The organism is Methylobacterium sp. ap11 (assembly GCF_900110515.1).
GTDB classification, from domain to species: Bacteria; Pseudomonadota; Alphaproteobacteria; order Rhizobiales; family Beijerinckiaceae; genus Methylobacterium; species Methylobacterium ajmalii.
The window spans coordinates 60,223-79,028 of the sequence record NZ_FOEB01000002.1; the positions used below are offsets into that span (position 1 = coordinate 60,223).

Genomic DNA, 18,806 nt, shown 5'->3' on the forward strand with positions numbered 1-18,806 from the left:
TCGCTTGAGAAGGGGCTCGCGCCCATGAACACCCACCTCCTGCTCCAGCTCGTGGTCAACGGGCTGATCGTCGGCGCCCTCTACGGCGTGGTCGCGATGAGCTTCGTGCTGATCTACAAGGCGAGCCAGGTCGTGAACTTCGCGCAGGGCGAGTTCCTGCTGATCGGCGCCTGGGTGTGCTGGTGGCTGCTCACCACCTACCAGCTGCCGTTCCTCGTCGGCATGGGGATCACCTTCGCGTTCATGCTGGTCTTCGGCATCGCCATCCAGGTCGTGGTGCTGCGGCCCCTGATCGGCGAACCGATCATCTCGGTCATCATGGTGACGATCGGCCTGTCGATCTTCTTCCAGGCCCTGTGCAAGTGGCTGTTCGGCGTCTTCGCCCAGCCCTTCCCGCCGATCTTCCAGACCCAGTCGGTGTCGTTCCTCGGGCTCGAGATCCAGACCGTGTACCTGATGAGCCTCGGCATCTCGGTCGCCATGATGGCGGGCTTCGCCTGGTTCTTCCAGTACTCGAAGCACGGGCTCGCCATGCGGGCCACCGCCTTCAACCAGCAGGTGGCCCAATCCCTCGGCATCTCGGTCCGCAACGTCTTCGCGCTCGCCTGGGCGATCTCGGCGGTGGTGTCGTCGGTCGCCGGCATCGTCGTCGGCATCGTCAACGGCGTGTCCTCGGCCCTGTCGCTCTACGGCATCAAGGTGTTTCCGGCCGTCATCCTCGGCGGGCTCGACTCGGTCGTCGGCGCGGTCATCGGCGGCCTCGTCATCGGGGTGCTGGAGAACGTCGCGCAATACGTCGACGGCCAGTACCTGCACTGGGGCAACCTCTACGAGATCGTTCCCTTCTACGTCCTGGTGGTGATCCTGATGATCAAGCCCTACGGCCTGTTCGGCACCCGCGACATCGAGCGCGTCTGATGGCGACCCAGAGCCTGATTCCCGCCGGCGACTACCGCACCACGTACGCCGCCGACACTACCATCTTCCCGACCGCGGGCAGCCGCTACGCGGTCTGGGCGGGGCTGGCGCTGCTCTGCTGCGCCCCGCTGGTGCTCGACCGCTACTGGCTGAGCCTGCTGATCCAGATCGGCTACTTCGCGGTCGCGGCTTTGGGCCTCAACATCCTGGTCGGCTTCACCGGGCAGATCTCGATCGGGCACGCGGCCTTCTTCGGCTTCGGCGCCTTCGCCTCCGCCTGGCTGTCGAACAACTACGGGATTCCCGTCTTCTTCGCGATTCCGCTCGCCGGCGTGATGACGACCGCGGTGGGACTGATCTTCGGCCTGCCGGCGGCCCGGCTCAAGGGCCTCTACCTCGCCATCGCGACGCTGGCCGCGCAATACATCCTGCAGGACTTCTTCGCCCGGGCGAACTGGTTCACCGGCGGCGTCGCCGGTACGGCGGCGGACCCCTTCTCGATCTTCGGGTTCAGTTTCGACACCGACCACCGCTACTTCTACGTGGTGCTCGCCTACCTGGTGCTGACCTTCGTGCTCGCCACCAACCTGATGCGCTCCCGCGACGGCCGGGCGCTGGTGGCGGTGCGCGACCACTACCTCTCGGCGGAGATGATGGGGATCAACCTCACCCGCTACCGCACCCTGTCCTTCGGCCTCTCGGCCTTCTTCGCCGGCATCGGCGGCGCTCTCTACGCCCATTACCTGCAATTTGTCTCGGTCGAGGGGTTCGGGATCCTGCTGTCGATCCAGTTCCTCGGCATGATCATCATCGGGGGCCTCGGCTCGATCATGGGCACCCTGATGGGCACCGCCTTCATGGTGCTGGTGCCAGAAGCGATGGGCTGGATCACCGATGCGGTCCGCGGCTCCGCCCTCGATCGCGCGCTCTCGCTCAAGGACAACCTGTCCTTCCTGCGCGAGATGGCGATCGGGCTGGTGATCGTGCTCTTCCTGATGTTCGAGCCCGACGGGCTCGCCCATCGCTGGCGCCAGATCAAGGCGTACTGGAAGCTGTATCCGTTCTCGCACTAGACCTTGTCTTGACCTGGGGCGGCAGCGCCGTGAGCATCCCTCTTATCCCACCCGCGACCTCATCCTGAGGTGCCGCGTAGCGGCCTCGAAGGAGGGCTCCAGCACGCTCCGAGACATCTGGAGCCCTCCTTCGAGGCTCGCTTCGCTCGCACCTCAGGATGAGGTCGCGGGTGGGATAGGACCGATCAATCCGGTCCACGAATTCTGAATTCACCGACGAGGCTGGCGAACCAGCCCACCAACCGGAGGAAACATCACCCATGCTTCGCCTGTCCCTCGCCTCGGCCGCCGCCCTCGCGCTCAGCGTTCCCGCCCTCGCCGCCGAGATCCCGATCGGCCACCTCGCCGACCAGAGCGGCGCCACCTCCGACGTCGGCGTGCCCTACGCGCAAGGGGTGGCCGATGCCCTCGCCTACGTGAACCGCAAGGGCGGCATCAAGGGCGAGAAGATGAACGTCGAGTCGGTCGATTACGGCTACCAGGTGCCGCGCGCCGTCGCGCTCTACAAGAAGTGGACCGGCGGGCGCGACAAGGTCGCGGCGATCCAGGGCTGGGGCACCGCCGACACCGAGGCCCTGTCCGCCTTCGTCACCAAGGACGAGATCCCCTACATCTCCGGCTCCTACGCCGCGCAGGTCAGCGACCCGACCGGCGCCAGCGGCAAGGCCAAGGCGGCGCCCTACAACTTCTTCTACGGCCCGTCCTACTCGGATGCGCTGCGCGCCATGCTGATGTGGGCCGCCGACGACTGGAAGGCCAAGGGCAAGACCGGCAAGCCGAAATACGTCCACATGGGCGGCAACCACCCCTATCCGAACTCGCCCAAGGAAGCCGGCGAGGCGATGGCGAAGGACCTCGGCTTCGAGGTGCTGCCGGCGATCGTCTTCGCGCTCGCTCCCGGCGACTACACCGCGCAGTGCCTCACCGCCAAGAACGCCGGGGCGAACTACGCCTATCTCGGCAATACCGGCGGCTCGAACATCTCTCTGCTCAAGTCCTGCAAGTCGGTCGGCACCGACATCCAGTTCATGGGCAACGTCTGGGGCATGGACGAGAACGCCGCCAAGGCGGCCGGCGAGGCGGCGAACGGCGTCGTCTTCCCGGTCCGCACCGCGGCGGTGAGCGGCAGCACCGCGCCCGGCATGGCGATGGCGGCCGAGATCTCGAAGGTGTCGGACGCCGCCGGTACCGCCTACCGGCCGGTGCACTACTACACCGGCATCTGCGCCGCCCTCTACATGACCGAGGCCCTGGCCTGGGCCAAGGACAACGGCGGGCTGGCCGGCCCCAACGTCCGCAAGGGCTTCTACCAGAAGAAGGACTGGGTGCCGGCCGGGATGGAGGGCGTCTGCGTCCCCTCGACTTGGTCGCCCACCGACCATCGCGGGATGATGGAGGTGCATATCTACCGCGCCAAGGTCTCGGGCCCGACCGACGGCGCGCTGCCCGACCTGATCAAGGCCGGCACGATCAAGCTCGAGCCGGTCAAGACCGTGACGCTGCCGCGCAAGAGCGAGTGGCAGGGGTGGTGAGGGCCGTCCTCAACAGGTGACCCGCCGCCCTGAACCCTCCCCCGCAGAGGGGGGAGGGTTCGACGTCGCATCTCGCTGAAACGAAAGCCATCCGATGTCGCAGGTCATGACCCTGGAGCGCCCGACTTCCGACGCCGCGCCGGCTCCCCTCCTCAGCTTGCGCAACGTCGAGGTCGTCTACGACGACGTGATCCTAGTCCTGCGCGGCCTGAGCCTCGACGTGCCGGCGGGCTCGATCACGGCCTTGCTCGGGGCCAACGGCGCCGGCAAGTCGACCACGCTGAAGGCCATCTCGGGCCTCTTGCGCTCGGAGGACGGCGAGGTCACCCGCGGCGAGATCGTGTTCGACGGCGCCCGCATCGACGGCATCGAGCCCGACAAGATCGTGCGCCGGGGCATCTTCCAGGTGATGGAGGGCCGCCGCATCGTCTCCGACATGACGCCGATGGAGAATCTGCGCCTCGGCGCCTTCTCGCGCCGCGACCGCGAGGTCGGCCAGGATCTCGAACGGGTCCTGACTTACTTCCCGCGCCTCAAGGAGCGCACGGGAGCCGCCGGCTACCTCTCGGGCGGCGAGCAGCAGATGCTGGCGATCGGCCGCGCCCTGATGGCCCGCCCCCGCCTGATCCTGATGGACGAGCCCTCGATGGGCCTCTCGCCGCTCTTGGTGAAGGAGGTGTTCTCCATCATCCGCCAGATCAACCGCGACCTCGGCGTCACCATCCTGCTCGTCGAGCAGAACGCCCGTGCCGCCCTGTCGGTGGCCGACCGCGGCTACATCATGGAGCAGGGCAAGGTGGTGCTCGACGGCACCGTCGAGGAGCTGCGCACCAACGAGGACGTGAAGGAATTCTACCTCGGCGGCGCCGGCGACCAGCGCAAGAGCTTCCGCAACCTGAAGAGCTTCAAGCGGCGCAAGCGCTGGATCTGAGGTGACGCCCCGGGTGCCGCTCGGCGGCCCCGGGGGGAGACGGAGTGCGCCGCCTCACGTCTGCCGCGCCAGCAGCCGTTCCGCCCGGCGCAGGTGCGGCCGGTCGAACATCTCGCCGTCGATCCCGACGACGCCCATCCCGGGCGCCTCGGAAAAGGCGGCCACGACCTTGCGGGCCTGGGCGAGTGCCGCATCGGTCGGCGTGAAGGCGTCGTTGATCACCGCCACTTGCGCCGGGTGGATCGCCATCTTGCCGGTGAACCCGTCGCGCCGCGCCGCGCGGCATTCGCGGGCGAGCCCGTCGAGGTCGCGAAACAGGGCGTTGATGGTGTCGATGGCGTCGACCTCGGCGGCGGCCGCCGCCATCAGGGTCAGGTTGCGGGCAAGCTGGAACGGCCCGGTCCAGGCGCCGTCCTCGCCCCGGTTGGTCTCGGCGCCGAGATCGGCCGAAAGATCCTCCGCCCCCCAGGTGACGCCGGAGAGCCGCCGGCTCGCTCCCGGCAGGCTCTGGAGCGCGAAGACGGCGCGCGCCGTCTCGGTGGCGATCGGCAGGATGCGGGTGGCGCCGTCGGGCAGCCCGTGTTCGGCCTCGTGGACCGCGAGGCGGGCGCCGAGCTGCGCCACGCTCGGGCCGCCCTCGGCCTTCGGCAGCATGATCCCGTCCGGCGCGTGCGGCATCACGGCGGCGAGGTCGTCCTCGGTGAGGCCGGTATCGAGGGCGTTGACCCGGACGTAGAGCCTGGGCCGACCCGCGACCGCCCGCATCCGCGCCAGGAAGCCGGCGGCGACCTCGCGGGCCTTGCCCTTCTCGGGCAGGGCGACCGAATCCTCGAGGTCGAGGATCAGGGCGTCGGCTCCGACCTCCAGGCCCTTCTCCTGCTTGCGGGGCGAATCGCCGGGGACGAACAGCAGAGAGCGCATCCTCAGGCCTCCGTGACGGGTCGCTTGCGCATCATCGCCTGGCGCCGGCATTCCGCCACCAGGATGCCGTCCTGGTTGTAGGCCCGGTGGACGAGGTCGACGATGCCGGCGGTGGGCCGCGAGCGCGATTCGCGCTTGGCGACGACCTCCGTCGTCACGCTCACGGTGTCGCCCTCGAAGAGCGGCGCCGGGAAGCGCGTCTCGGTCATGCCGAGGTTGCCGATGGTGGTGCCGACGGTCGTGTCGTTGACCGAGATGCCGATCATCAGGCCGAGCGTGAACAGCGAGTTCATCAGCGGTTTGCCCCACTCGGTCTCGGTGGCGCAGAAATGCGCATCGATGTGGAGCGGCTGCGGGTTCAGCGTCATGTTGGAAAACAGCATGTTGTCCATCTGCGTCACCGTGCGGGTGAGGCGATGGCGGAGCGTCGCGCCGACCTCGAAATCCTCGAAGTACAGCCCGCCGCGCGGGTGGGTCGAAGCCGGAATCGTGCTCACGCGGCGTCCTCCGTGGTCAGGGTGATCAGGCGGGCGCCCTCGGCGACCTGCTGGCCGGCCTCCGCCAGCACCTCGGCGACGGTGCCGTCGCTGGGGGCGGTGAGCGCGTGCTCCATCTTCATCGCCTCGACCACCGCGAGGCGCTGGCCGCGCACCACCGCGTCGCCGGGGGCGACCAGCACCGCGACGAGGCGGCCGTGCATCGGCGCCTTGATGGTGCCGCCCTGGTCGATGTGATCGAGGTCGACCGCGAAGGGATCGGGGGGGGAGAGCGCGATCTGGCGGCCCTCGGCGAGCACCAGCACGCCGGGCGGAGCCTCCACCACCGTGACGCCATCGGGCTCGGGGCCGGCCGTGCCGTATGCCACCGCGAGGCCGGTCGGGCCCCATTGCAGGGCGGCCTCGGCCGGCTCGCCCTCGATCACGAACGGGTAGGCCTGGCGCCGGGCCTCGCCGAGCTGGAACCCGTCCGCCGCGTCCCAGGGCGAGCCGGTGCCGGCGGGGGCCTCCCGCGCCACCAGGGCGCGAAGTCCGGCCCGGATCGCGGCGTCGCGGTGCGGGCTCGGTGCCGTAAGGGCCGCGAGATCGCGGTCGATGAAGCCGGTGTCGAAGTGGCCTTCGCGAAAATCCTCAGCCTCGGCCAGCGCCTTCAGGAAGGCGACGTTGGTCTTCGGCCCCGCCACCAGGGTGCGGCCGAGCGCCGCCGCCAGCCGGTCCAGGGCCTCGGTGCGGGTCGCGCCGTGGGCGATCACCTTGGCGATCATGGGATCGTAGAACGGGGTCACCCGGTCGCCCGCGCGCACGCCGGTATCGACCCGGATGCCCTGGCCCGACGGCAGGGTGAGCGCCCGCAACGGCCCGGTCGAGGGCAGGAAGCCGTGATCCGGGTCCTCGGCGTAGAGCCGCGCCTCGACGGCGTGTCCGTGGATCGCGAGCCCCGCCTGGTCGACCGGCAGCGCCTCGCCGGAGGCGACGCGGAACTGCCATTCGACGAGGTCGTGGCCGGTGATCGCCTCGGTCACCGGGTGCTCGACCTGGAGCCGGGTGTTCATCTCCATGAACCAGAAGCCGTCGGGGCGCAGGCCCTCGCGGCCGTCGGCGATGAACTCGACCGTGCCGGCGCCGACATAGCCCACCGCCTTCGCCGCCTCGACGGCGGCCCGGCCCATCGCCGTTCGGACCTCCTCGGGCATGCCGGGGGCGGGCGCCTCCTCGATCACCTTCTGGTGGCGGCGCTGGAGCGAGCAATCGCGCTCGAACAGGTGCACGGCGTTGCCGTGGGCGTCGCAAAACACCTGGATCTCGACGTGGCGCGGCGAGAGCACGTATTTCTCGACCAGCACCCGCGGATCGCCGAACGCGTTCCGGGCTTCCCGCTGCGCGGAAGCCAGCGCATCGGCGAAGCCCTCCGGCCCCTCGACCCGGCGCATGCCCTTGCCGCCGCCGCCGGCCACCGCCTTGATCAGCACCGGATAGCCGATGGAAGCCGCTTCCGCGGCGAGGAAGTCGGGCTCCTGGCGCGCACCGTGATAGCCCGGCACCACCGGCACGCCGGCTTTTGCCACCAGCGCCTTCGCCGCATCCTTGAGGCCCATGGCGCGGATGGCCGACGCCGGGGGACCGACGAAGACGATGCCGGCCTCCGCGCAGGCGTTGGCGAAGTCCGGCCGCTCCGACAGGAAGCCGTAGCCCGGATGGATGCTCTCGGCCCCGCTCGCCCGCGCCGCCTCCAGGATGCGGTCGATGCGCAGGTACGATTCAGGCGCAGGCGCCGGGCCGAGCAGGAAGGCCTCGTCGGCGAGCGCGACGTGCATCGCGTCGCGGTCGGCCTCGGAATAGACCGCGATGGTGCGCATCCCGAGGGCCCGGGCGGTGCGGATCACCCGGCAGGCGATCTCGCCGCGATTGGCGACGAGGACGGAGGCGAGGCGGCGTGTGGTCATGCTGTCCTCACATCCGGAACAGGCCGAACCGGGTCTCCGGCACCGGCGCGTTGAGGCAGGCCGAGAGCGAGAGGCCGAGCACCCGGCGCGTCTCCTCCGGCAGGATGATGCCGTCGTCCCACAGCCGCGCCGTGGCGTAGTAGGGCGAGCCCTCCTCCTCGAACCCGGCGCGGATCGGCGCCTTGAACGCCTCCTCCTCCTCCGGGCTCCAGGCGCCGCCCCCGGCCTCGATGTTGTCGCGCTTGACGGTGGCGAGCACGCTCGCCGCCTGCTCGGCGCCCATCACCGAGATGCGCGAGTTCGGCCAGGCGAACAGGAAGCGGGGCGAGTAGGCCCGGCCGCACATGCCGTAATTGCCCGCGCCGTACGAGCCGCCGACGATCACGGTGAGCTTCGGCACCGCGGCGGTCGCGACGGCGGTCACGAGCTTGGCGCCGTTCTTGGCGATGCCGCCGGCCTCGACCTCGCGCCCGACCATGAAGCCGGAGATGTTCTGGAGGAAGACCAGCGGGATGCGGCGCTGGCAGCACAGCTCGATGAAGTGCGCGCCTTTCAGCGCGCTCTCCGAGTATAGGATGCCGTTATTGGCGAGGATCCCGACCGGCATGCCGTGCAGCCGGGCGAAGCCCGTGACCAGCGTGGTGCCGTAGAGCCGCTTGAACTCGTCGAATTCCGAGCCGTCGACGAGGCGGGCGATCAGCTCTCTCGCGTCGTACTGCTTGCGCAGGTCCGTCGGTACCAGGGCGTCGAGGTCGCCCGCCCCGTAGGCGGGCTCGACCGGGGCCGCGATGTCGAGGTCGGGCCGCTTGACGGTGTTCAAGCCTCCGACGATGCGGCGCAGGATGGCGAGCGCATGGGCATCGTCGGTGGCGTAGTGGTCGGCGACGCCCGAGAGCCGGGCATGGACGTCGGCCCCGCCGAGGTCTTCCGCGCTCACCACCTCGCCGGTCGCCGCCTTCACGAGCGGCGGACCGCCGAGGAAGATCGTGCCCTGGCGGCGCACGATCACGCTCTCGTCCGACATCGCCGGCACGTAGGCGCCGCCGGCGGTACAGGAGCCCATCACGCAGGCGATCTGCGGGATGCCGGCGGCCGACATCTGCGCCTGGTTGTAGAAGATCCGGCCGAAATGCTCGCGGTCGGGAAAGACCTCGGTCTGCTGCGGCAGGTTGGCGCCGCCGGAATCGACGAGGTAGAGGCAGGGCAGGCGGTTCTGGAGCGCGATCTCCTGCGCCCGCAGGTGCTTCTTGACCGTCAGCGGGTAGTAGGTGCCGCCCTTGATGGTGGCGTCGTTGCAGACCACCATCACCTCGCGGCCCGCCACCCGGCCGATGCCGGTGATGACGCCGGCGGCGTGGATGTCGTCGCCGTACATCCCGTGAGCGGCGAGCCCCCCGACTTCCAGGAACGGCGAGCCCGGATCGAGCAGGCGCAGCACCCGGTCGCGCGGCAGGAGCTTGCCGCGGGCGACGTGGCGCTCGCGGGCCCGCGCCGGCCCGCCCGCCGCGGCCTTGGCGCGGTGGCTCTTGAGGGCGGAGCGCAGCTGCTCCCAAGCGGTGCGGTTCTGCTCCGCCGCCCCGGAGGTGAGGTCGGCGCTGGTGGGGATGACCGGCATCGGCTCGAACCTCACGCGGACTTATTGAAGAGCTCGCGGCCGATCAGCATCCGGCGGATCTCGCTGGTGCCGGCGCCGATCTCGTAGAGCTTGGCGTCGCGCAGGAGCCGTCCGGTCGGGTAGTCGTTGATGTAGCCGTTGCCGCCCAGCAGCTGGATCGCGTCGAGGGCGCATTGCGTCGCCCGCTCGGCGGCGTAGAGGATCGCGCCGGCCGCGTCCTCCCGGGTGGTCTCGCCGCGGTCGCAGGCCTGGGCCACCGCGTAGACGTAGGCCTTGGCGGCGTTGGTCGAGACGTACATGTCGGCGAGCTTGCCCTGGACGAGCTGGAACTCGCCGATCGCCTGGCCGAACTGCTTGCGCTCGTGGACGTAGGGCATCACCACGTCGAGGCAGGCCTGCATGATGCCGAGCGGCCCCGCCGCCAGCACCGCCCGCTCGTAATCGAGGCCCGACATCAGCACGTTGACGCCCCGCCCAACCTGGCCGAGCACGTTCTCCTCGGGGACCTCGCACTCCTCGAAGACCAGCTCGCAGGTGTCCGAGCCGCGCATCCCGAGCTTGTCGAGCTTCTGGGCGGTCGAAAAACCCTTCATGCCCTTCTCGACCAGGAAGGCGGTGATGCCGCGGGGTCCCGCCGCCGGGTCGGTCTTGGCGTAGACCACCAGGGTCTCGGCGATGGGACCGTTGGTGATCCACATCTTGGAGCCGGTCAGCACGTAGCGGTCGCCCCGCTTCTCGGCGCGGGTGCGCATCGACACCACGTCCGAACCGGCGCCCGGCTCCGACATCGCCAGCGCTCCCACATGCTCGCCGGAGATGAGCTTGGGCAGGTATTTCCGCTTCTGCGCGTCCGAGCCGTTGCGGGTGATCTGGTTGACGCACAGGTTGGAATGCGCCCCGTACGACAGGCCGACCGAGGCAGAGGCCCGCGACACCTCCTCCATCGCCACGCAATGGGCGAGGTAGCCGAGGCCGAGGCCCCCGTACTCCTCCTCGACCGTGATGCCGTGGAGCCCGAGCGCCCCCATCTCGGGCCAGAGGTCGCGCGGGAAGGTGTTGGTGCGGTCGATCTCCTCGGCCCGCGGCGCGATCTTCTCCTGCGCGAAGCTGCGCACGCTGTCGCGGATCGCCTCGGCGGTCTCGCCCAGGCCGAAATTGAACTCACGCGCGGCGTTCGGGATCATCGGCGCCCTCCCTCGGATTTTCCCCATTCATACGAACGATCGTTTTTTAAGACAAGCGGTCTGAGGCGGGTGGCGCCTCTGTTTCCCGGCGGTCCGCATGACGGTCGCGGTAAGACCCGGGCGTGAGGCCGAGCCGACGCAGGAAGGCTCGGCGCAGAGTGTCGGCGTCACGAAAACCGCATTCCGCAGCGACCTGCTTAGTGGCGGCGCGACCCTCCTCTAGTAGCCGCCGCGCCGCCTCGATGCGGACCGCCTCGACGAAGGCCGCCGGCGTCAATCCTGTCTCGGCGCGAAACAAGCGGGCGAAGTGGCGCGGGCTCGTCCCAGTGCGCGCCGCGAGCAGGGCGACGCTGTGGTTCTCGGACGGATGCGCCGCCACCCAGCGCTGGACCTCCTGCAAGGCCGAGCGACCGGCCGGGAGGCCGATACCGCGGCGGCTGAACTGGAGTTGCCCGCCGCCACGCTTGAAGAACATGACGAGTTGCGCCGCGACCCGGCGGGCGACTTCGTTTCCGAGGTCTTCCTCGACCAGGGCCAGGGCAAGGTCGAGCCCGGCCGTTACGCCCGCCGCTGTCCTGAGCGGGCCATCGAACACGCTGATCGCGTCGGCCTCGACCTTCGCCTGGGGAAAGCGGTGGCTCAAGGCCTCGGCGGCCGCCCAATGCGTCGTGATCCTCCGGCCGTCGAGAAGCCCGGCCTGACCGAGCAGGAAGGCCCCGCTGCACACCGAGCCGTAGCGCCGCGCGCGGGCCGCCGCCGCGGCGAGCCAGCCGCAAAGGGCCGGATCCGCCTCATGGAGGTGCATGTGCGGTGCGCCTGCGACCAGCAGCGTGTCGAAGGCGGGGGCGTCCCCTCCCACAACCTGATCGGCGACGAGGCGCCGGCCGGAGGAGGTCTCGATCGGGCCCGGAGTGGTGCCGACCAGGGCGAGATCGTAGGCGGCGTGTCCAACCTGGATGTTCGCCTCGGCGAAGACGTCGAGGGGGCCGGCGACGTCGAGCAATTGCACGCCGGGAAGGGCCAGGACAGCGACGCTCCGTGCGGCCGGTGAACCGGCTCCCAAGGCTTCCTCGCCCTTCGTTCGATACATCATCATGTCCGTTCGCGCCCGTGGGGTGGCAGGATATGTATGGATACGGCGATTGCTGACGCTCCATGTCGGTCGTAGCCCAGGATGGTCGACGGTGCAAAGGAGATCCCGCCATGACCCGCCCATCCGCAGCCGCCATCCCCGACAGCACGCTCGCCCGTGCGATCACCGACTTTATTCGCGATAACGAGACCGAACTACTCTTCAACCACTCGAGCCGGGTCTACCAGTTCGGGGCTCTGGCCGGTCTTCATCGCGGCCTGATCTTCGACCGTGAATTGCTTTATGCCGGAGCAATGTTCCACGATCTCGGGCTGATGCCCGATCATGCCAGCGCCGATGAGCGCTTCGAGGTGGATGGCGCCAATGCAGCACGCGACTTCCTGCGCGCGCACGGAATCCCCGAAGCCGACATCACTACGGTCTGGACGGCAGTCGCCCTGCACACGACGCCCGGCATCCCAGTCCACATGCACCCGGTCATCGCTCTCGTCACGGCGGGCGTCGAGATGGATGTGCTCGGCCTCACCTACGGCCACTACTCAGATGCCGAGCGCGAAGCCGTGGTGTCGGGCTTCCCGCGCACGCCCGACTTCAAGGAGGACATCATCCAGGCCTTCTACGACGGCATCCGGCACAAGCCCGACACCACCTTCGGCAACGTCAAGGCGGACGTGCTCGCCGACAAGGACCCGCGCTTCCAGCGGGGGAATTTCTGCCGCGTGATCCGGGCCTCGCCATGGCCCGGCGGGCACGCCTTGGGCTGTAGCTGCGGCGGGCACGGCTGAAGCGACCGCACCTCGCGGGGAGTCACCCCCGCGCCATCGCCCGGGCGATCCGGCCGGCGCCCGGCCCCGCCGCCGCGGCATGGGTCGCCGCCCTGGCCCGCGAGGCCCGGTGGCTCGCATGGGTGATGGCGATGGCGAGGGCGTCCGCCGCGTCCGCCGTGTCGGCGGTGGCCTTGGGCAGGAGGAAGCGCACCATGGCGCCGACCTGGTCCTTCTCGGCGTGGCCGGCGCCGACCACGGTCTTCTTCACCAGGTTGGCCGCGTATTCGGCCACCGGCAGGCCGGCGAGGGCCGGCACCAGCAGGGCGACGGCGCGGGCGTGGCCGAGCTTCAGGGTCGCTTGCGCGTCCTTGTTGACGAAGGTCTCTTCCACGGCGGCCTCGTCGGGGAGCATCGTGGCGACGACCTTGGTCAGGCCCTCGTGCAGGCTGCACAGCCGGGTGGCGAGGTCGTCGTCGCCGTTCGAGGTCACGGTGCCGCTCGCCACGAAGGCGAGGCGGGTGCCCGTCACGGTGATCAGGCCCCAGCCGGTGCGGCGCAGGCCCGGATCGATGCCCAGGATGCGGATCGGTTCGCTCATCGCCGCTCAGGTGTCCTTGCCGTGGATGCGGGCGGCGCCCGCATCATGCCGAAAAACCGTCCCGGCGCGAAGAGCGCCGGTCTCTAGCCGGGAAAACGCTGCGCCGCCAGCACGGGACGTTCCGTGAACATGCCTGAAGCACCCTTGCGCCCGAGACCTTGACGAATCGTAGCCGTGGGGCGCGTGGTGACCTTATGTCACTCGATCCCGCCGCCCTGCACCTCGTCGATGTCCTGCCGCTCGACGCCCGGGCCGCCACCCTGTTCGTCGCCACGCTCGTCGGCGGGCTGGTGCGCGGCTTCACCGGCTTCGGCTTCGCGATGGTGTTCGTGCCGGTGGCCGCCGCCGCCGTCGGACCGGCGGCGGCGGTGGGGCTGATCTGGGTGGTCGACGCGCCGTTCTCGCTGTGGTTCGGCGCCCGCTCAGCGCCGCGGGCGGTCTGGCGCGAGGTGGTGCCGCTGCTGATCGGCTCCACCCTGCTGCTGCCGGTCGGCGTCCAGTTCCTCACCCATCTCGATCCGATGCTGACCCGCTGGATCACCGCGGGCGCCATCCTGCTGGCGCTCGCCGCGCTCGTCTCGGGATGGCGCTACAAGGCGGAGCCGTCGCTGCCGCTCTCGCTCGCCACGGGGGGCGCCTCGGGGCTGGCGAGCGGCTTTGCCGCGCTCGGCGGCATGCCGCTCGCCGTGTTCTGGCTCGCCAGCCAGCGCGCCTCCGCGCGCCAGGTCCGCGACAACCTGATGGCCTATTTCGGCCTCTCGACGCTGGTCTCGGGCGTGGTGTTCACGGCGACCGGGGTCCTCACCGGCCCTCGTTTCGCGGAAGCGGTGCCGCTGCTCCTGCCCTACAGCTTCGGCCTCTGGGTCGGCTCGCACGGCTTTCGCCGCGCCTCCGACCGGATGTTCCGCACGGTCGCCTACGCGGTGATCCTGGTGGCGGTCTGTTTGGCTCTGCCGCTCCGCTAGCTCTGGCGTTGCCGCTCCGCCAGGTCTGGCGCGGCCGCCCGGCTAGGCCTTGTCCCACCAGCCTTTCTCGGCGTGGAGCCCGTGCTGGCCGCGATAGGGGGCCACCTCCGGACTCCGCCAGCCCTCGGTCAATTGGGGCGCCAGCCGGTAGACCTCGATGGCGAGCGGCCGGCAGACCTCGATCGGGTCGCGGGCGTCCGGCCCCCAGAGCGGCACCGAGAGGTCGCCGCCCGGGCAGGTCGAGAGGGCGCAGAGCAGGTCGATCTCGGCGAAGAATTCGAGGTAGTCGCCGGCTTGCGCCGGGCAGTCGCGCATGAAGTACAGGTCGTCGTGGTTGAGCCCGGTGACCTGGAACACGTTGAGCACGTCGTGGACGTCGAACTCGGTCAGGCCGAACGGCATCACCGCGCGGGTGAGGTTCGAGTGGCAGTGGAAGTGGAAGTCCTGGCCGGTCAGGAGCTTGTTGACGTAGGGGTCGCAGCGGGTGCCGAGGAGGTCGTGGACCCGGCCGCCATACTCGTCGGTGCCGTAATGCGCCAGCGTGTCGGCCGTGATGGTGACGAGCGGGCGCAGGAACGGCAGGGTCGACCACAGCCGGTCGAAGGTCGTGACGTGGGCACCCTGGAGCTGGCGGGTGCGCGCCGCCCACAGCCGCTCGCGCGGATCGTGCCGGTTCCAGATGTTGAGGTCGCCGACCTGCGGCCCCTCCGGCGCGACGACGCGGAAGACGTGGCCCGCCGGCACGCTCCAGGCCCGCCCGGTACGGATCGGGACGGTGAACGCATCGACCAGGGTGCGCCCGCCGGTCTCGGTAGCGATCCGCTCGTAGAACGGCCGGTCGACCGACAGGGCCGAGCCCTCGCTGACCTGATAGGCGGCGGGGAAGTCCTTCATGCCGGGGGGCTCCGGGTGGGTGTGACGCGTGCCAGGAGTGGCAGAGGTGGAGGGGTAGGGCAAACCGGGGAAGGACCAGCGCGGGGAACTCCTCTCCCCGCCGGGCGGGGAGAGGGCTGCGTCCCTGTTCAAGGGATGCAGCAAGCCCGAAGGGCGAGGGTGAGGGGGTATCCCCGGATGAGGCTCTTCCGGCTCCACCCCCTCACCCTCGCTCCGGCTGCGCCTTCGCTTGCCGTACCGCCTGAACGGCGACACGGCCCTCTCCCCGCCCGCGGGGAGAGGAGGCAGGCGCTTACTCCGCCGCCGTCGCGAGCGGGGCGTCGTCGGTGCGGAACCGCGCCAGCAGCGCCGCCTCCTCGCCCCGCACCGCCTCCAGGTTCTTCGCCTTCACCGGCCCGTAGCCGCGGATGCGCTGGGGCAGACCGGCGAGGCCTACCGCCGCGGCGTGGTTGGCGGGCGTGAGGTCTCGGGCGATTTCCGTGAGCAGTGCCTCGAAGTCCTGGGCCAGCCGCCGCTCCTCGCGCCGCTCCCGGGTGTAGCCGAATGGGTCGAAGGCGGTGCCGCGCAGGCGCTTCATCCGGGCCAGCATCCCGAACGCCGTCATCATCCAGGGTCCGAAGGTCATCTTGCGCGGCCGGCCGGTGGCGGGGTTGCGGCGGGCGAGGAGCGGGGGCGCGAGGTGGAACTCGTAGCGCAGGTTCTCGCCCTCGAAGGTGCGCTGGACCTGAGCCTGGAAGCTGCCGTCGGTGTAGAGTCGCGCGACCTCGTACTCGTCCTTGTAGGCCATCAGCCGAAAGAGCGAGCGGGCGGCGGCGTCGGTCAGGGCCGATTGGCCGGGCACGATCGCGGCTTCCCGCGCCCGCACGGCGGAAACAGCCTTGGCGTAACGATCGGCGTAAGCCGCGTCCTGATAGGCGGTGAGGAAGGCGACGCGCTTGGCGATCACCCCGTCGAGGTCCGGCGCCAGGTCCGGGGCCGGGGCCTCGACCGCCCGCATGGTCTCGGGCGAGGCCGCCGCGCGCCGGCCCCAGGCGAAGGCGGCGCGGTTCATCGCCACCGCCTCGCGGTTGAGCTCGATCGCCTTCAGGAGTGCGTCCCGCGACAGCGGCACGCGCCCGCGCTGCCAGGCGAAGCCCAGCATGAACATGTTGGCGGCGAGCGCATTGCCGAGCAGCGAGACCGCGAGGCTCGTCGCGTCGGTGAAGTCGGCGTGCTCCGCGCCGGCGGCCTCGCGGATCGCCCGCTTGATCCGCTCGGCCGGCAGGGAAAAATCGGGCCGGCGGGTGAACTCGCCCGGCATCACCTCGGCGGTGTTGACGACGAGGTGGGTGCGGCCCTTCGCGATCGCCGACAGCACCTTGCGGTTGCTGCTGACCACGAGGTCGCAGCCGAGCACGAGGTCGGCCGCGCCCGCCCCGACCCGGATCGCGTGGATGTCCTTCTGGTGGTTGGCCAGCCGCACGTGGCTGAACACCGCGCCGCCCTTCTGGGCGAGGCCGGCCATGTCGATCATGCCGAGGCCCTTGCCCTCGAGATGCGCCGCCATGCCGAGGATCGCCCCCACCGTCACCACGCCGGTGCCGCCGACGCCGGTGACGATCAGGTTGTAGGTGCCGTCGATCGCAGGAATCGCCGGCTCGGGGATCCCCGCATCCGGCGCCGCGTCGGTCGCGACCGGGACACCGGCCGGCTTGCTGCGGGGCTTGGCGCCGTGCACCGTCACGAAGGACGGGCAAAAGCCCTTCACGCAGGAAAAGTCCTTGTTGCAGCTCGACTGGTCGATGCGGCGCTTGCGGCCGAATTCGGTCTCGACCGGCTGCACCGCGACGCAGTTCGACTGCACCGAGCAGTCGCCGCAGCCCTCGCAGACGAGTTCGTTGATGATCACCCGCTTGTCCGGGTCGGGATAGGCGTTGCGCTTGCGCCGGCGGCGCTTCTCCGAGGCGCAGGTCTGGTCGTAGATCATCACCGAGACGCCCGGCACGGTGGCCAGTTCCCGCTGGACCGCGTCCAACTCGTCGCGGTGGTGGATCGTCAACCCGTGCGGCCAGCTCACCGTCGAGGGGTACTTGTCCGGCTCGTCGGTGACGAGCGCGATGCGCTCGACGCCCTCCGCCCGCACCTGCGCGGCGATGCGGTCGACGGTGAGCCCGCCCTCGTGCGGCTGGCCGCCGGTCATCGCCACGGCGTCGTTGAACAGGATCTTGTAGGTGATCGTCGTGCCGGTATCGACGGCCCATCGCAGGGCCAGAGAGCCCGAATGGTTGTAGGTGCCGTCGCCGAGATTCTGGAAGACGTGGCCGCGCTTGGAAAAGGCGTTCTCGCCGATCCAGTTCGCGCCCTCGCCGCCCATCTGGGTGAAGCCGTCGGTCTCGCGGTCCATCCACTGCGCCATGTAGTGGCAGCCGATGCCCGCATAGGCCCGCATGCCGTCGGGCACCTTGGTCGAGGAATTGTGCGGGCAGCCGGCGCAGAAATGTGGGACCCGGGCGGCGATGTCGGCGGTCTGGGCCAGCCGCTCCTGCGCCCCTTTGAGCCGCGCGACGCGGCCGGCGAGGTCGTCGTTGCGGTGGTAGCGCAGCAGCCTCTCACCAAGCGCCACCGCGATGTCGTTGGGATCGAGCGCGCCCTTCACCGGGAAGAGCCAGTGGCCCTCCTCGTCGCGCTTGCCGATGCAGACGGGCTGGTGGCGCGACCCGTACAGCTCCTCGCGCAGCTGCACCTCGATCAAGGAGCGCTTCTCCTCGACCACCATCACGAGGTCGAGGCCGTCCGCGAACTCCGCCAGTTCGCGCCGCGACAGCGGCCAGGGGCAGGCGACCTTGTAGAGGCGCACCCCCATGTCGTTGGCCTTGACCTCGTCGAGGCCGAGATCGTCCAGCGCCTGGCGCACGTCGAGATAGGACTTGCCGACCGTGATGATGCCGATCTTCGGCTGGCGCCCGCCCGACAGCACGATCCGGTTGAGATTGTTGGCGCGCACGAAGGCCAGCATCGCGTCGCGCTTGAAGTCCTGGAGGCGGGCCTCCTGCTCCAGGATGCCGTCCGGGGTGCGGATGTTGAGCCCGCCCGGCGGCATCAGGAAGTCGTCGGGCAAGATAATCTTCACCCGGTCGAGGCGCGCATCGACGCTCGCGGTCGATTCGATGTTCTCCTTGATGCACTTGAAGGCGACCCAGGTGCCGCAATAGCGGCTCATCGCGTAGCCGTAGAGCCCGTAATCCAGGATCTCCTGCACGCCGGCCGGGTTCAGGATCGGGCTCATCACGTCGACGAAGTGGAACTCCGACTGGTGCGCGACGGTGGAGGATTCCGCCGTGTGGTCGTCGCCCATCAGCGCCAGCACGCCGCCGTGGCGGGAGGTGCCGGCCATGTTGGCGTGGCGAAACACGTCGCCGGAGCGGTCGACGCCCGGGCCCTTGCCGTACCAGAGGCCAAAGACGCCGTCGTAGCGGCCCTCGCCGCGCATCTCGGCCTGCTGGGCGCCCCACAGGGCGGTGGCAGCCAGCTCCTCGTTGAGGCCGGGCTGGAAGACGATGCCGGCCTGGTCGAGCACTTTCTTGGCCCGCACCAGGTTCTGGTCGAGCCCGCCGATCGGCGAGCCGCGATAGCCCGACACGAAGCCCGCGGTGTTGAGCCCCGCCGCCCGGTCGCGGGCCTGCTGCATCAGCAGCATCCGGATCACGGCCTGGGTGCCGGTGACGAAGACCCGATCGCGGGAGAGGTCGTACTTGTCGTCGAGGCTGACCGACCGAAGGGACGGGGTGGTCGCGGGCGAACCCATCGCGTGTTCCTCCTCCTGGCGCGGTGGGGGCCGGTTCCTCCGGCCTCTCGGGACCACGCAAATATGGCAGCAAGGCTGACATTCGCGGCCG

15 protein-coding genes are annotated in these 18,806 nt (G+C 70.0%); 6 read left to right on the plus strand and 9 right to left on the minus strand.

Going from position 1 to position 18,806, the window contains the following annotated elements:
* Positions 1–24: 24 nt before the first annotated feature.
* From BMX97_RS02820 to BMX97_RS02835, 4 genes are all read left to right on the plus strand, one after another.
* On the plus strand, positions 25–918 hold the full coding sequence (locus BMX97_RS02820) for a branched-chain amino acid ABC transporter permease (protein ID WP_091745244.1): 894 nt from the start codon (positions 25–27) through the stop codon (positions 916–918).
* Complete coding sequence (locus tag BMX97_RS02825) at positions 918–1,991, plus strand: branched-chain amino acid ABC transporter permease (RefSeq protein ID WP_091745246.1); 1,074 nt, start codon at positions 918–920, stop codon at positions 1,989–1,991. The genes BMX97_RS02820 and BMX97_RS02825 overlap by 1 nt, the downstream gene beginning before the upstream one ends.
* A gap of 260 nt (positions 1,992–2,251) precedes the next feature.
* Positions 2,252–3,523 carry an ABC transporter substrate-binding protein gene (locus tag BMX97_RS02830; protein WP_091745248.1) on the plus strand — a complete coding sequence of 424 codons (1,272 nt, stop codon included), beginning with the start codon at positions 2,252–2,254 and terminating at the stop codon, positions 3,521–3,523.
* Between the two features lie 94 nt (positions 3,524–3,617).
* The gene (locus BMX97_RS02835) at positions 3,618–4,454 is read left to right on the plus strand and encodes an ABC transporter ATP-binding protein (RefSeq protein WP_091745250.1); all 837 of its coding nucleotides are present in this window, start codon (positions 3,618–3,620) and stop codon (positions 4,452–4,454) included.
* A 54-nt stretch (positions 4,455–4,508) separates the two neighbouring features.
* Here BMX97_RS02835 and BMX97_RS02840 read toward each other — a convergent pair whose 3' ends face one another.
* From BMX97_RS02840 to BMX97_RS02865, 6 genes are read right to left on the minus strand one after another with little or no spacing between them, the layout of a single operon-like run.
* Positions 4,509–5,375: an HpcH/HpaI aldolase/citrate lyase family protein gene (locus BMX97_RS02840; protein ID WP_091745252.1), complete on the minus strand. Its 867-nt coding sequence runs from the start codon at positions 5,373–5,375 to the stop codon at positions 4,509–4,511.
* A gap of 2 nt (positions 5,376–5,377) precedes the next feature.
* Positions 5,378–5,872 carry a MaoC family dehydratase gene (locus tag BMX97_RS02845; protein ID WP_244538252.1) on the minus strand — a complete coding sequence of 165 codons (495 nt, stop codon included), beginning with the start codon at positions 5,870–5,872 and terminating at the stop codon, positions 5,378–5,380.
* Positions 5,869–7,815 (minus strand): acetyl-CoA carboxylase biotin carboxylase subunit, encoded by a 1,947-nt coding sequence (locus BMX97_RS02850; protein WP_091745254.1) that lies wholly within the window; start codon positions 7,813–7,815, stop codon positions 5,869–5,871. Before BMX97_RS02850 ends, BMX97_RS02845 begins: the two co-directional genes overlap by 4 nt.
* Before the next feature lie 7 nt (positions 7,816–7,822).
* Positions 7,823–9,430 carry a carboxyl transferase domain-containing protein gene (locus BMX97_RS02855; protein WP_091745841.1) on the minus strand — a complete coding sequence of 536 codons (1,608 nt, stop codon included), beginning with the start codon at positions 9,428–9,430 and terminating at the stop codon, positions 7,823–7,825.
* 11 nt (positions 9,431–9,441) lie between these two features.
* Positions 9,442–10,614, minus strand: coding sequence for an isovaleryl-CoA dehydrogenase (locus tag BMX97_RS02860; protein WP_091745256.1), 1,173 nt, complete (start codon positions 10,612–10,614; stop codon positions 9,442–9,444).
* Positions 10,615–10,660: 46 nt separating this feature from the next.
* The gene (locus tag BMX97_RS02865; RefSeq protein WP_091745844.1) at positions 10,661–11,704 is read right to left on the minus strand and encodes a GlxA family transcriptional regulator; all 1,044 of its coding nucleotides are present in this window, start codon (positions 11,702–11,704) and stop codon (positions 10,661–10,663) included.
* A gap of 113 nt (positions 11,705–11,817) precedes the next feature.
* Between BMX97_RS02865 and BMX97_RS02870 the strand changes: the two genes are divergently transcribed.
* Complete coding sequence (locus tag BMX97_RS02870) at positions 11,818–12,492, plus strand: HD domain-containing protein (protein WP_091745258.1); 675 nt, start codon at positions 11,818–11,820, stop codon at positions 12,490–12,492.
* A 22-nt stretch (positions 12,493–12,514) separates the two neighbouring features.
* Here BMX97_RS02870 and ruvC read toward each other — a convergent pair whose 3' ends face one another.
* Positions 12,515–13,072, minus strand: a complete 558-nt coding sequence (gene ruvC, locus BMX97_RS02875; RefSeq protein ID WP_091745260.1) for a crossover junction endodeoxyribonuclease RuvC — start codon at positions 13,070–13,072, stop codon at positions 12,515–12,517.
* Between the two features lie 194 nt (positions 13,073–13,266).
* On the opposite strand from ruvC, the gene BMX97_RS02880 reads away from it, so the two are divergent.
* Positions 13,267–14,037, plus strand: a complete 771-nt coding sequence (locus BMX97_RS02880) for a sulfite exporter TauE/SafE family protein (protein ID WP_091745262.1) — start codon at positions 13,267–13,269, stop codon at positions 14,035–14,037.
* Positions 14,038–14,079: 42 nt separating this feature from the next.
* On the opposite strand, the gene BMX97_RS02885 is transcribed toward BMX97_RS02880, so the two are convergent.
* Together BMX97_RS02885 and BMX97_RS02890 are read right to left on the minus strand one after the other, a co-directional pair.
* Complete coding sequence (locus BMX97_RS02885; protein WP_091745264.1) at positions 14,080–14,931, minus strand: urea carboxylase-associated family protein; 852 nt, start codon at positions 14,929–14,931, stop codon at positions 14,080–14,082.
* A 292-nt stretch (positions 14,932–15,223) separates the two neighbouring features.
* Positions 15,224–18,715: an indolepyruvate ferredoxin oxidoreductase family protein gene (locus BMX97_RS02890; protein ID WP_091745266.1), complete on the minus strand. Its 3,492-nt coding sequence runs from the start codon at positions 18,713–18,715 to the stop codon at positions 15,224–15,226.
* Positions 18,716–18,806 lie beyond the last annotated feature (91 nt).

Excerpts from the sequence above, each read along its gene's own strand:
- BMX97_RS02880 (WP_091745262.1), top strand. The coding sequence starts at position 13,267 with ATGTCACTCGATCCCGCCGCCCTGCACCTCGTCGATGTCCTGCCGCTC.
- BMX97_RS02825 (WP_091745246.1), top strand. The coding sequence starts at position 918 with ATGGCGACCCAGAGCCTGATTCCCGCCGGCGACTACCGCACCACGTAC.
- BMX97_RS02865 (WP_091745844.1), bottom strand. The coding sequence starts at position 11,704 with ATGTATCGAACGAAGGGCGAGGAAGCCTTGGGAGCCGGTTCACCGGCC.
- BMX97_RS02820 (WP_091745244.1), top strand. The coding sequence starts at position 25 with ATGAACACCCACCTCCTGCTCCAGCTCGTGGTCAACGGGCTGATCGTC.
- BMX97_RS02830 (WP_091745248.1), top strand. The coding sequence starts at position 2,252 with ATGCTTCGCCTGTCCCTCGCCTCGGCCGCCGCCCTCGCGCTCAGCGTT.
- BMX97_RS02850 (WP_091745254.1), bottom strand. The coding sequence starts at position 7,815 with ATGACCACACGCCGCCTCGCCTCCGTCCTCGTCGCCAATCGCGGCGAG.
- BMX97_RS02835 (WP_091745250.1), top strand. The coding sequence starts at position 3,618 with ATGTCGCAGGTCATGACCCTGGAGCGCCCGACTTCCGACGCCGCGCCG.
- BMX97_RS02870 (WP_091745258.1), top strand. The coding sequence starts at position 11,818 with ATGACCCGCCCATCCGCAGCCGCCATCCCCGACAGCACGCTCGCCCGT.
- BMX97_RS02855 (WP_091745841.1), bottom strand. The coding sequence starts at position 9,430 with ATGCCGGTCATCCCCACCAGCGCCGACCTCACCTCCGGGGCGGCGGAG.
- BMX97_RS02840 (WP_091745252.1), bottom strand. The coding sequence starts at position 5,375 with ATGCGCTCTCTGCTGTTCGTCCCCGGCGATTCGCCCCGCAAGCAGGAG.
- BMX97_RS02860 (WP_091745256.1), bottom strand. The coding sequence starts at position 10,614 with ATGATCCCGAACGCCGCGCGTGAGTTCAATTTCGGCCTGGGCGAGACC.
- BMX97_RS02885 (WP_091745264.1), bottom strand. The coding sequence starts at position 14,931 with ATGAAGGACTTCCCCGCCGCCTATCAGGTCAGCGAGGGCTCGGCCCTG.
- ruvC (WP_091745260.1), bottom strand. The coding sequence starts at position 13,072 with ATGAGCGAACCGATCCGCATCCTGGGCATCGATCCGGGCCTGCGCCGC.
- BMX97_RS02890 (WP_091745266.1), bottom strand. The coding sequence starts at position 18,715 with ATGGGTTCGCCCGCGACCACCCCGTCCCTTCGGTCGGTCAGCCTCGAC.